General features: G+C 67.3%; 10 protein-coding genes. 5 read left to right on the top strand and 5 right to left on the bottom strand.

The features are described 5' to 3' along the window. Positions 1-27 precede the first annotated feature (27 nt). Both AE618_RS26620 and AE618_RS26615 read right to left on the bottom strand, forming a co-directional pair. Positions 28-1,122, bottom strand: a complete 1,095-nt coding sequence (locus AE618_RS26620) for an AraC family transcriptional regulator (RefSeq protein WP_156330509.1) — start codon at positions 1,120-1,122, stop codon at positions 28-30. Between the two features lie 139 nt (positions 1,123-1,261). Next, on the bottom strand, positions 1,262-2,440 hold the full coding sequence (locus AE618_RS26615; RefSeq protein WP_248311038.1) for an alpha/beta hydrolase: 1,179 nt from the start codon (positions 2,438-2,440) through the stop codon (positions 1,262-1,264). Between the two features lie 392 nt (positions 2,441-2,832). On the opposite strand from AE618_RS26615, the gene AE618_RS26610 reads away from it, so the two are divergent. From AE618_RS26610 to AE618_RS26590, 5 genes are all read left to right on the top strand, one after another. Continuing rightward, positions 2,833-4,383: an AbgT family transporter gene (locus AE618_RS26610; RefSeq protein ID WP_054212070.1), complete on the top strand. Its 1,551-nt coding sequence runs from the start codon at positions 2,833-2,835 to the stop codon at positions 4,381-4,383. Positions 4,384-4,445: 62 nt separating this feature from the next. Then, positions 4,446-5,657, top strand: coding sequence for a M20/M25/M40 family metallo-hydrolase (locus AE618_RS26605; RefSeq protein ID WP_054212069.1), 1,212 nt, complete (start codon positions 4,446-4,448; stop codon positions 5,655-5,657). A gap of 53 nt (positions 5,658-5,710) precedes the next feature. Next, complete coding sequence (locus AE618_RS26600; RefSeq protein ID WP_054212068.1) at positions 5,711-7,549, top strand: SLC13 family permease; 1,839 nt, start codon at positions 5,711-5,713, stop codon at positions 7,547-7,549. A 43-nt stretch (positions 7,550-7,592) separates the two neighbouring features. Next, complete coding sequence (locus tag AE618_RS26595; protein WP_054212067.1) at positions 7,593-7,820, top strand: hypothetical protein; 228 nt, start codon at positions 7,593-7,595, stop codon at positions 7,818-7,820. A 207-nt stretch (positions 7,821-8,027) separates the two neighbouring features. Continuing rightward, positions 8,028-9,011: a helix-turn-helix domain-containing protein gene (locus AE618_RS26590; RefSeq protein ID WP_197280895.1), complete on the top strand. Its 984-nt coding sequence runs from the start codon at positions 8,028-8,030 to the stop codon at positions 9,009-9,011. 264 nt (positions 9,012-9,275) lie between these two features. On the opposite strand, the gene AE618_RS26585 is transcribed toward AE618_RS26590, so the two are convergent. Genes AE618_RS26585 through AE618_RS26575 form a run of 3 tightly spaced genes read right to left on the bottom strand, consistent with a single transcriptional unit; the run spans position 9,276 to position 12,189 of the window. Next, on the bottom strand, positions 9,276-10,022 hold the full coding sequence (locus AE618_RS26585) for an ABC transporter ATP-binding protein (RefSeq protein ID WP_054212065.1): 747 nt from the start codon (positions 10,020-10,022) through the stop codon (positions 9,276-9,278). Beyond that, complete coding sequence (locus tag AE618_RS26580) at positions 10,019-11,083, bottom strand: FecCD family ABC transporter permease (protein WP_054212064.1); 1,065 nt, start codon at positions 11,081-11,083, stop codon at positions 10,019-10,021. Before AE618_RS26580 ends, AE618_RS26585 begins: the two co-directional genes overlap by 4 nt. Beyond that, positions 11,080-12,189, bottom strand: coding sequence for an ABC transporter substrate-binding protein (locus tag AE618_RS26575; RefSeq protein WP_054212063.1), 1,110 nt, complete (start codon positions 12,187-12,189; stop codon positions 11,080-11,082). The genes AE618_RS26580 and AE618_RS26575 overlap by 4 nt, the downstream gene beginning before the upstream one ends. Positions 12,190-12,213 lie beyond the last annotated feature (24 nt).

Here is a 12,213-nt window from a genome sequence, read left to right as displayed (position 1 = left end):
CCAACACCATCACCCGGCCGGATCAGCTCAGAATCCCAAATCTGGGCTGTTCATCCCATTCTCCCCGCGGCCTTTGCACAGGGTGCAGAAAGGGCGGTCGGCCCGTCGTGCGTCCTGCAGCCCGTGCCCGGGGCGGCCCGGTTCGGGATGGGCCGATTGCAGTCGTTCGCGCAACCTGCTCGGACTGCAACCGTACTCCCTGCGGAACGCGCGGCTGAAGGTGGAATGATCGCGAAAGCCGACGCGGCTGGCTATGGCATGAACCGAGAGCGGCTCGCCCGGCGTCGTCAGATCGCGCCTCGCCTGCAGCAGGCGCTCGCGGTTGATGAAATGGGCGACGCCGCCGTCACCGTCGAGCAGGCGATAGAGCTTGGAACGCGACATCGCCAGAAGGCGGCCCAGCTGTGACGGGCCGAAATCAGGCGAGCCCATGTGACGCTGGACGATCTGGCGCGCGCGTTCCACGGTGCTCGACGACGGCGATGTCGCTTTGGCCGCAACAGCGTTTCCGGCGGGAGCGATGCAGGCTTCCAGAAGGGCTCGCATCGCGATCGCCAGGCTTCTGGCCTGGTTTTCGCTGACATGCCGCGACTGGCCGGCGAGTTGCCGCATGAAGCCTGCCAGGAGCGCGGCTGGGCCGGTTTCAGTCTCGATCCGACGCACCGGCTCGGCCGTCGCCGCGCTCGCGCCTTCCAGCCAGTCTCTGGGCACGAGCAGCGCCAGCCGTTCTTCGGCATTGCCGAATCGGCGCGCCGACTGCTCCAGCGCAGCGAGCGCGGGACCGGCACGGGACGAGACGAACAGCGTCGGTGAGCCGGCTTCCGCTTCGCTGCAAAGCAGGGCGATGCAGCCTCGGTGCCGGAGCCGCTGACCGCGTGGCGTGCCAGCCGGCGGCTGGCCGATCGGCCGGGCGTCGCGGATCAAAGTGAGATCGCCGAACCGCCACTCGACCGCGGCGCGAGGCTCCGGGGACATCCAGGGCGCAGCGCGTACGGGAAGCGCTGCCGTGGAGGGCCGTATCCAGCTGCGCTGCTCCTGCGCGGACTCGTCCAGCTGGATGGTGATCGGCGAGAGGACAGGTCCCACCGTGAAGATCGGTTGAGGGCTTGCGGACAGTGCCATGATCACCTCCGTGAATGCGGATCGTTGCGTGCGCCTTGCCTTCCGAGCGTCCCGTTCAGAATGTAGTCTGGGGTGTCCTCCGTGTGTTGATGTCGCTCAATTGTCTCGACACGACCGGCCTTGGTCAAGAAACCCTGCGTCACTCCCTGCGTGTCGTCGCCGCGTCGAAGACACGGATCGGGGCCGTGATCAGCAGACCGGCCGCGGAGCCGACCGTCTCCAGCGCCGTTCCCGTGCCCGTCACGTCCGAATCCGTGATGACCTGGCCTTCGATCAGGCGGTTGCCGATCAGTTGCACGATCTCGGGGCTCGAAGCGTAGGTGTCGTGGTTGACGCGGTCGCCGGCCTTGATCGCGCTGATGTCGACCACGGTGATGCCCTTCAGGTCGCCGAGCTGCGACTGGTAGTCCTCGCGGGACAGGTCGATCGCCCCCAGCCGGGTCGCGCCGCGCGCCAGGAACTGCGAGAGCTGCAGCGCCCGGTCGTTCTGCGAGGCGAAGATCGTGATCCGCGGACGGCGCGGCCCCATATCCTCGATCTGACGCCGGAAGACCCCGACATCGAGATCCGGCGACGCCAGGATGAGGTTGTTGATCTTGGCCGGGATGCCGCCGTTCTTCAGCGCGACCTGCTTGAGCGCTTCGACGGCGAGCCACCCGCCCATCGAATGCGCCAGGACGACGATCTCGCCCACGGCCGGACTCCGCGCCGCCATCATCAGCACCTCGGCGAGGTCGGAGCGCGAATAGGACGCATTGTCGAGATCGAGCCGGTAGTCGAGCAGGCGCCCGCGCGATGGCCAGGAGAACAGGATCGGCGCTGCATTCGCGTCCGAGTCATGGGCAAGCTGCGCGAAGCGGAAGACGGCCCGGTCGAAGGGCGTGTTGAAGCCGTGGACGAAGATGAAGGCGCGCCGCTTGCGACCGCCCGCCGAGGCGAACCAGCGCGGCAGATCCGATTTCCGCAGCGAGGTCGCCGCGCTGACCGTAAAGTCCGTCGCCGGATTGCCGGGGACCGTTCGCGGGACCTGGATCGTGCCGGGCTCCCGGTTACGGGGAATCGAGACGACGATGTTGCTGAAGGAGACGCCCCTGCCCCGCTCGCCGTCGTAGAGCACGCCGGGTTCGTCCGAGACCGCCCGCGTCGTCGCGGTGAGCATGTCGAGTTGATAGGTGTCCGGAACGGGAGCGACCGTCTGGAGCAGTCCGCGAGGTGCGGAGGCGCAGGCCGCCATCAGCAGGCCGGTGGCGAGCATCGCCGCGATACGCGCCGCTCGGTGGTGGACACCGGCGCGCACCGGCGCAGGTGCAAGGTTCAAGACTGCCCCCTGTAGCCGGTCCGTCCCGGGACGCCGTCTCGCGTCTTCGGTTGCTGTTCCGGCATGACGCAAAACTCCGAACTCTTCATCGACCAGGCGCATCGCAACAAGGCCGGCCGACCAGCCGCCCGCTTATGACGCTGCGGTATTGAAACGACGTAACGCTTCGAAGACAAGCCTCAACGCCTTGCCTTCGTCACGAAGGGATCCGCCGCCCCCCGTGTCGCCCGCTTCTCGCCATTTTGGGACAGCCGGCCCAAGCTTTGGGATTCTGGGCCGATGCCCCAACGGCTCATGCCACTAAGTTCGCCCCCTAGCCTCCGCCCGGGCCATGGACCCGGCGGGCGGGTCGTTGTCGCCGGGGCCGCTCCCGGCCGGGGAGGAAGGCCGACATGGCGATGGAGAGCACCGCACCCAAGACCACGATGCAACGCTTCCTCGACGGCGTCGAGAAGGTCGGCAACATGGTGCCGCATCCGGTCGTGATCTTCCTGATCCTGATCGGCATCGTGATCGTGCTCTCGGCCGTGCTGGGCCTCTTCGGCACTCAGGTGTCCTACGAGCGCATCAATCCCGAGACCCACAAGATCGAGATTGCCTCGACGGCGATCCGGAGCCTCCTCAATGCGGAGGGCATCCGGTTCATCTACTCTTCGCTGGTCCCGAACTTCATGGCCTTTACCGCCGTCGGCCTGATGATCGCCGCCATGATCGGCGCGGGCGTGGCGGAGGAATCGGGTCTGGTCACCGCGCTCATCCGCAAGCTGGTGATCATCTCGCCGCCCGCGGCGTTGACCTACATCCTGGCTTTCGTCGCCATCACCGCCAGCATCGCGGCCGATGCGGGCTATCTGGTGCTGATCCCGCTCGCCGGCATCGCCTATCTGGCCGTCGGTCGAAACCCGATGGCGGGTCTCGCGCTCGGCTTCGCGGGCGTGGCCGGGGCGTTCACGGTCAACATGCTGATCAAGCCGCTGGACGCCGTGCTCGTCGAGTTCACCAACGACGCCGCCCGCCTCGTCGACCCGGCCCGCACCATCGGCCTTGCCTCGAACGTCTGGTTCTCGGTCGCGTCGGTCGTCGTGCTGACGATCACCATCGCCTTCATCACGGACAGGATCGTCGGCCCGCGGCTTGGACCCTATGACGCGACGAAGGCGGCGGAGGGCACGACGACGGATCAGGCTGCGCTTTTGTCCGAGTCCGAATCCCGTGGCCTGCGCTTTGCCGGCTTCGGGCTGCTCGGGCTGATCGTTGTATTCCTTCTGTTGACCGTCCCCTCGGGCGCGCCTCTGCGGAATCCCACGACCGGCGAACTGATCGGCAATTCACCGTTCATGAATGGGCTGATCGCCCTGATCATGCTGATCTTCCTGACGAGCGGCTGGTGCTACGGCATCGGGGCCGGGACGGTGCGCACGCTGACCGATGTCATCGCGGCCATCGAGAAATCGATCAAGGGCCTCGGCGGCACGATTTTCCTGTTCTTCATCCTGAGCCAGTTCGTCGCCTATTTCACCTATACCAACATGGGCACGGTGATGGCGCTCAGCCTCGCCGGCCTGCTCCAGTCGGCCAATATCGGCGCGCTGCCGCTGCTGCTGGGCTTCATCGTCGTCGTCGCCATCATCGACCTGCTGCTGACCGGGGCCATCGCCAAATGGGCGATCTTTGCGCCCGTCTTCGTGCCGCTGCTGATGAAGCTCGGCGTCGAGCCCGAAGCGGTGCTCGCGGCCTATCGGATCGGCGACAGCCCAATGAACATGATCACGCCGCTCAACGCCTATTTCGCCATGGTCGTCGGCCTGATGCAGAAATACGATCGCAATGCCGGTGTCGGCACCCTGGTGGCGCTGATGCTGCCCTACTTGGCCGGAATGTTCGTGGTGTGGACCGCCCTCTTCGTCGTCTGGAAGACGCTGGGATTGCCCTGGGGCCTCTGAGGCTTCGTGCCCAACCTTGAAGACAAGCCAGGCCCGGTCGTTAAAACGGGCCCTCAACTTGGATGGATGTCATGAGCACTGCCAATATCCCCCTCGACGTCGAGGCGGCGATCGATCACCTGATGACCTTCCTCTCGGTCGAGGGCGTCACCGGTGAGGAGGCCGCGATTGCGGCCGCCGTCAGCGAGGCGCTGATCAAGATCGGCGTGCCGGCTTCCGCGATCCGCTATGACGACGCCAACAGCCGCATCCCGCTGCCGACGCAGACCGGCAACCTGATCGTCGAGTTGCCGGGCACGAAGCCGGGGCCGCGCCTTCTGTTCTCGACCCATCTCGACACGGTGCCGCTCTGCGCCGGCGCCAAGCCGCGGCGCGAGGGCGACCGCATCGTCTCCGATGGCACGACGGCGCTGGGTGGCGATGCGCGAACCGGCGTGGCGCTCCTCGTCGTGCTCGCCGAGACGCTGATCAAGAACAGCCTGCCCCATCCGCCGATCACGCTGCTGTTCACGGTGCGCGAGGAAAGCGGCCTGCATGGCGCCCGCGAGCTGAACCCCGCGGACCTCAAGAGCCCGGCGATGTGCATCAATGTCGACGGCCAGCTCGCCTCCGAGCTCATCATCGGCGCGGTCGGCCAGGAGAACTGGGAGGTCGAGATCACCGGCCGTGCCTCCCATGCCGGCGTCGCGCCCGACAAGGGCATCTCGGCGACGATGATCGGCGCGATCGGCCTGACGGAAGCCCGCACCGCCGGCTGGTTCGGCAAGGTGGTCAAGGGCGAGGCCTTCGGCAGCAGCAATATCGGCATCTTTGGCGGCCGGGACGGCAAGCCGGCCGGCGACGCCACCAATGTCGTCACCGACTATGCCTTCCTCAAGGGCGAGGCGCGCAGCCCGGAGCTAAGCTTCGCCACCCAGATCGTCGACGGTTTCGAGGCGGCCTTCGCCAAGGCCAAGGCGGCCGTGACCGACCATGAGGGTGCAACCGGCGAGGTCGTGTTCAAGCGCGCGGCGGCCTACCCGCCCTTCCGTCTGGACCAGGATTCGCCGGTCGTGAAGCGCGCCACCAAGGCGCTCGGGATGCTCGGCCTGGAGCCTACCTATATCTTCTCCAATGGCGGTCTCGACGCGAACTGGCTCGACAGGGCCGGCGTGCCGACGATCACGATCGGTGCGGGCCAGGCCGAGATCCATACGATCAAGGAATTCGTGAAGCTCGACGAGTACGAGAAGGGTTGCCGGCTCGGCATCCTGATGGCGACGCTCGAGGACTAACAGACCGTTCCGGCGGCGCGCCCGTCGAACAAGGCCCAACGAGGAGCTGACGCGTGAGCCCGATAGCCTATACAGCCCTCATTATCGCCGCGGCGGTCGTCCTGTTCGTCACGAACAGGGTGCCGGTCGTGCTGGTGGCGATGGGCACGGCGCTGTCGCTCTGGGCGACCGGCGTTCTGACCCTGCCGCAGGCGCTGGGCGGGCTCGGCGACCCGGCGGTGATCTTCATCGCCGCGCTCTTCGTGGTGTCGTCGGGCCTCGAGGTCACCGGCGTCACCGCCTGGGCCGGGCAGCTCCTGATCAAAGGCGCGGGCGAGGAGAGCCGGACCCGCCTGCTGCTGCTCACCATGGGGCTGGTCTCGCTGCTCACCGCGTTGATCAGCGTCAACGGTGCGGTGGCGGCGCTCCTGCCCGTGGTCGTGGTCATCGCGGTGCGGCTGAAGCGCAACTCCTCGCAGCTCCTGATGCCGCTGGTCTTCGCCGCCCATGCCGGCTCGATGCTGGCCCTGACCGGCACGCCGGTCAATGTCCTCGTCTCGGAGGCCGGCATGGATGCCGGCGTCGGTGGGTTCGGCTTCTTCGAATTCGCTCTCGCCGGCATTCCGCTGCTCGCCGGGTCGATGGCGATCATGATCCTGTTCGGCCAGAAGCTGCTGCCCGAGCGCAACGGCGCGACCATGCCGGCCGATTTCAGCCGCCATGCCAAGACGCTGGTCGAGCAGTACGGGCTCGCCAGTGGGATCTACCAGCTGCGCGTGCGCGCCACCTGCCCCTATGTCGGCAAGCCGGCGGCCTCGATCGACCTTGCCGCCTTCCCCGGCCTGCAGCTCGTCGCGATCCAGGAGGGCGACAGCGCCGGCCCGCTGCGTCGCGACGCAATCGCCGAGGGCGACCATGTCCTGCTGCGCGGCGACACGGAGGCCGCGGCCAACTTCGCGGCCGCCATGCATCTGGCTTTCCGTGACGAGAGCGCAGCGACTGGCGCCGGCGAAGAGACGCTGTTCAACCGGCGCTCGGGCCTCGCCGAGGTGGTGATCCCGCCGCGGTCCGGCCTCATCGCGCAAAGCGTCTTTCCGGGCATGGTCACAGACAGCGGCGACCTGATCATCCTCGCCGTGCAGCGCTCCGGCAACGAGATCGCGGCGCAGAGCGCCACGACCCAGGCCGGCGCCATCGTGCTGGAAGCCGGCGACACCATGCTGCTGCAGGGCACCTGGAAGGCGCTCGACACCCATCTCGACGACCCCGACGTGCTGGTCGTCAGTTCACCGGAGCTCGTCCGCCGTCAGGCCGTGCCGATGGGGCCAGGCGCCAAGCAGGCCGTCATCATCCTGTTCGGCATGGTCCTTCTGCTGGCCACCGGCATCGTGCCGCCGGCGGTGGCTGGCCTGCTCGCCGCGGGCGCCATCATCCTGACGGGCATCATGACCGTCGAACAGTCCTACCGCGCGATCAGCTGGACAACGGTCATCCTTGTCGGCGCCATGATGCCGCTCTCGACGGCGATGGTCGAAACCGGCGCGGCCAAGCTGCTGGCCGAGCGGCTCGTGCTGATGGTCGGGGACGCCGGGCCGATGGCGCTGCTGGCCGGCCTCTTCATCCTCACGGCGGTGATGGGGCAGCTCATCAGCAACACCGCCACCGCGCTGATCGTGATCCCGATCGGCGTCGCCGCCGCCGCCAGCATGGGCATCTCGCCCAAGCCCGTACTGATGAGCACGGCGGTCGCAGCGGCGGGCGCCTTCCTGACCCCGATCGCCACCCCGACCAATCTCATGGTCATGGGACCCGGCGGCTACGCCTTCAGCGATTACTGGAAGCTCGGCCTGCCCCTGCTGATCTGGTTCTTCATCGTGGCGGTCTTCATCGTGCCGCTGATCTGGCGCTTCTGAGCGGCGGGCGCACGCACCGCCTCAATCGGGAAGGGAAACGACCATGTGGATTCGTGCATTCGCCGTCGCCGCGGCCTTGGGCTGGGCGGGGCTCTCCGGCGGCGGCGCTTCCGCCGCTCCCGTCGCCGCGGTGCCGGGCCTCAGCGACGAGTCCGGGGTCGAGCAGGTGCAGTGGCATCGCGGACGCCGCTGCTGGTGGGAGACACGGCGCTTCCGCGACCATCGCGGTCGCTGGCAGACGCGCCGGATCCAGGTCTGCCGCCGCTGGTGATCGGCAACCGGGTCGCATTCGCGACAGGCAGGCGACCTCCGGCGCTTAGGAGCCGTCTGCCGTAGATGCCGCCGAGATCTCGAGCCACGCGGCTTCTGCATTCGCGGCATCTCGCTGCGCATGTCACTTCCTGGCCCGCCGTGTTACCCTCCGGCACTCGACATGCCGGGGGGCATCATGATTCCAGTCCGCTTCACGACCACGGACTTGCCCATTCGGGAACAGTTCGACGCGTGGCAAGGCTGGTTCGACGGCGTCTTCAACATCGCTTTGCACGAGAGCGAGGCCGGTTTCGCCGCGACCAGCGTGGTCTGGACGCTGGACGAATTCGGCCTCAGTCACGTCAAGGCCCCTGCCCTTACCGCGGTGCGCGATACCGCGCTGCTGCGCTCGAACCCGATCGACCACTGGGTGATCACGCTCGGCCATCGCCGGACGCTGGGATCGGGCGGCGGGGGGCTTACCCTCGACGTCCCGGCTTCGGTGCCCTATGTCGCCTCGCTCGGCCGCGAGCTCGTCAGCCAGCGGTCGAGCGACGAGCGCCTGCAACTCTACCTGCCCCGCGACAGCTTCCGGGAACTCGCGCCGCTGCTCGACGCGGCGCAGGCACAGGCCCTCGACACGCCTCTCGGCCGGCTCCTGGGAGACTATATCGGCCTGCTCCAGCGCAGCTTCGGTGAGCTCGAGGCAGCGGACATGCCGCGCTTGACCAATGCTGTACGCGCCATGGTGCTGGCCTGTACCGCCCCCTCGGCGGACCGTCTCGACCTCGCCTCCAGCCAGATCAGTGTGACGCGGCGGGAAAAGGTCCGGCAGTTCATCGACCAGAACCTGCGCGAGCCGAGGCTCGACGCAACCATGCTCTGCCGCGCGGTCGGGATGTCTCGCACGCAGCTCTACCGCCTTTTCCAGGACGATGGCGGTGTCGCGCGCTACATCCGGCACCGGCGCCTGCTGCGCGGATATGCGGATCTCTCCGATACCGCCAATGGCGCCAGCATCAACGCCATCGCCGATGCGCTGTGCTTCGAGGATGCATCCAGCTTCAGCCGCGCCTTCAAGCAGGAATTCGACCTGAACCCGCGCGATGTCCGCGCCGCAGCGGTCGCGGGCCAGATGCTGCGCGTCAGGCAAACCGCGCCGGCGTCAGATCTGCCAGTGACGTTGCGGGAATGCCTGCTGAAGTTCTGATGGGATCGACGATCGCGCTGGCGACCGGAGTTGGCTTGGTCGCCTTGCGACACTCCTTCGACGCCGACCGCCTGCGCTGTGCGGCAAAGAACGATCGCACATGCCAAGCGAGAACGGGCCGAAGGGTCGTCGCCCGGTCGCAGGCGCATGCGATCGACCAGAAGCGCATTGCGACCATGACACGGGCATCGAGGCATGCCCCAAGCGCCGTACTCTGGGCCCCGGGGCCTCCGATGTCAGCCGCCTTTCCGCTGCAGCAGGCCGTCACACCGCCCTCAGCGGTGTGACGATCAACGAACCATCCGGCGTCGAGGACATGGCCGCCTCGACGCCGAAAACCTCGGCGATCATAGCGGGTTCGATCACGGCTTTCGGCGAGCCATGGCAGATCAACCGCCCCCGGCACATGACCGCGATGCGGTCTGCAAAACGAGCGGCGATGTTGAGGTCATGGAGGATGACGATCGTCGTCAGGCGACGCTGATGCGTCAGCCGGCGAACGATCTGCATGACCTCCAACTGGTGGCGGATGTCGAGCGCACTGATCGGCTCGTCGAGCAGGAGCAGGTTGGGTTCGGATGCCAGCGCCTGCGCCAGGAAGACGAGCTGTCGCTGACCACCGCTGAGCTCGCCCAGATAGCGCCCCGCGAGATGGCGAAGGCCGAGTTCGTCCAGCACCGCGCCTGCCATGGCGAGATCGCTCGACTTCACACGCAAGCCCAGCCGACCCAGGCGCCCCAGCAGGACCGCTTCCAGAACCGTGAGCGCGGCACGGCTCGAAATATCCTGTGGCATGTAGCCGATGCGTCGCTCCGATCCGTTCCCGGCTTCGAAGACGATATGGCCTCGATGCGGCACCAGCCCTGCGACGGCCTTGATGAGCGACGACTTGCCCGAGCCGTTGGGTCCGATGACGGCCAGGACTGCGGCGGGTTCGGCTGTCAGGTCGAGGCCGGCGAGCGCCGTCGTCGCACCGTAGCGGACGGAGAGATCCTCGATCCGGACTTTCACCAGAAGGCCCTCCGGCTGCGGATGATGAGCCAGACGAAGAAGGGCACGCCGATCAGCGAGGTGACGATCCCGATCGGCACGATCGCGCCCGGCAGCACCGTCTTGCTTGCGATGGAGGCAAGCGACAGCAGCAGCGCTCCAAACAGCGCCGAGGCCGGCAGCAGCCCGCGCTGATCCTCCCCGACCAGCATGCGCGCCATATGCGGGGCGACGAGGCCGACGAAACCGATCGTCCCGACGAAGGCGACCGCGACGCCGGTCAGGGCCGAGATGATCGCGAAGGAGCGCATGCGCAGACGGGCGACATCCACGCCCAGGCCCCTCGCCCGCTCGTCGCCGAGCTTCAGCGCGGTCAGCCGCCAGGCATCGAGCAGCAGCGGCGGCAGCGCCAGCGCAAGCACCGCGACGATGATCCAGAGCTTCGACCAGCTGGCTTTCTGGAGGGAGCCGAACAGCCAGAACACGATCTGCTGCAGCGCTTCGGGCGACGCGACGAATTGCAGCAGAGCCAGCAGAGCCTGGAACAGGAAGAGCAGCGCGATGCCGCCCAGCACCAGCATCTCCGGAGACGAGCCACGCAGGCTGCCGATCGCATAGACGCCAGCGCAGGCAAGCCCTGCGAAGAGGAAGGCCATCGCGGGAATCGCCCAGGTTTCGGGCAACGGGAAGGCGACGCCCAAAACGATGACCAGCGCCGCGCCGAAGCCCGCCCCCGCCGAGACGCCGAGCGTGTAGCTCGATGCCAGCGGGTTGTTCAGGATGGTCTGCATGATCCCGCCGGAGAGACCGAGCGCGGCGCCGACGGCCAGCGCCACGAAGGCGATCGGCAGGCGGATCGACCAGACGATCGCATCGATGGTGCGGTCCTGCGCAAGACCGAAGACCGATTTTGCGACGGCTCCGATCGGAAGCAGTGCCGGCCCCGTCGCCACATCGAGAACCAGGCTGACGGCGATCGCGGCGAGCCCGACGAGCAGGACCATGCGCCGCCGCCCGGCGAGACGGGCATACAACGCATCGACGGCGCCCTCGCCGAGCGCGGTGGAGAGCGGCGCGCTCATGGCTTCAGCGGCAGCATCCAGCTGCCGCCATAGGCCACGGGCAGATACCTCTCGTGATAGGCCCGGAATGAGGCGTCGGGATCGACGTCGGCAAAGGCCGCCGGATAAAGCCGTTTGCCGATATATTGCATGGCCACGAAATCGAAGAGCGAGCGGCTCAGCCCGTGTTCGATCGCGTTGACGTTGCCGGATCGAACGGCCGACAGATCCGCCCATCCGGCCCGCGCCGCATAGGGCGCGAGCGAAGTGCGGGTTTGCTCGGGCGTCATGTCGTAGCCCGTCTTCACCGCCTTCGGCTTGTTGGCCCAGGATGAGCCGGCGATGAAGATCACCTCCGGATCGGCGGCGATGACCGCTTCCGGGTTCATCCGCCCGGAAGCCCCGGCGAGCTTGCCGACGGCGATGTTGTCGCTGCCGAGCAAGGTCAGGATCTTGCCCCACATCGTCGTGGCGTAGCTGACGCCCGCGGTCTCGGCGCCGTCCGGCCCGACCTCAACATAGGTGCGTGGCTTGCGCGCGACGTTGGCCTTCGCGACCCGGGCGAGAACGTCGCGATACTGGCTCTCATAGAAGGTCGCGAGCTCCTCCGCCCGCGCCTCGGCGCCCATGATCTTGCCGAGCGCCCGCGTCGAGGCCAAGTGGCGTTCGAGGATCTGGGCGTTGTAGTCGATGACGAGGATCGGGATGCCCGCCGCCTCAATGCGCTCGCGCTCGCTGCCTAGCGCCGTGAACATCCAGTCGGCGAGCAGGAAGGCATCCGGTTTCAGCGCGATCAGCTTCTCGGCGCTGAAGCTGCCATCCTCGATCAGGCCGATATCGGGCATGGCCGCGAGGTTGGGGATAACGGCGGCATAGCGCTTGAAGATCGCCGGCCGCCATCCTTCCCAGGCCGTGCGCGAGATGCCGACGACCTTCTGCCAGCCGCCAACGCCCGCGACCGCCGTGAACTCCTCGAAGTTGAAATTGACCGCGACGCGGCGGATCGGCAGCTCGACCGTGACCTTGCGCCCCAGCGCGTCGGTGATCTCGGTGGGCGCCGCCAGGGATGCCGCGCAACTGAAAAGCAGGCCAGCTGCAACCAGCAGGGCCCTGAAAAGACCGATCATGATAGTCTCCGTGATGGCGAGGAA

This window comes from Allobosea vaviloviae, assembly GCF_001298265.1.
In the GTDB taxonomy this organism is placed as follows: Bacteria; Pseudomonadota; Alphaproteobacteria; order Rhizobiales; family Beijerinckiaceae; genus Allobosea; species Allobosea vaviloviae_B.
This window is presented reverse-complemented; position numbering and strand designations above follow the sequence as displayed.

Excerpts from the sequence above, each read along its gene's own strand:
- AE618_RS26605 (WP_054212069.1), top strand. The coding sequence starts at position 4,446 with ATGGATGTCATGAGCACTGCCAATATCCCCCTCGACGTCGAGGCGGCG.
- AE618_RS26595 (WP_054212067.1), top strand. The coding sequence starts at position 7,593 with ATGTGGATTCGTGCATTCGCCGTCGCCGCGGCCTTGGGCTGGGCGGGG.
- AE618_RS26610 (WP_054212070.1), top strand. The coding sequence starts at position 2,833 with ATGGCGATGGAGAGCACCGCACCCAAGACCACGATGCAACGCTTCCTC.
- AE618_RS26575 (WP_054212063.1), bottom strand. The coding sequence starts at position 12,189 with ATGATCGGTCTTTTCAGGGCCCTGCTGGTTGCAGCTGGCCTGCTTTTC.
- AE618_RS26580 (WP_054212064.1), bottom strand. The coding sequence starts at position 11,083 with ATGAGCGCGCCGCTCTCCACCGCGCTCGGCGAGGGCGCCGTCGATGCG.
- AE618_RS26620 (WP_156330509.1), bottom strand. The coding sequence starts at position 1,122 with ATGGCACTGTCCGCAAGCCCTCAACCGATCTTCACGGTGGGACCTGTC.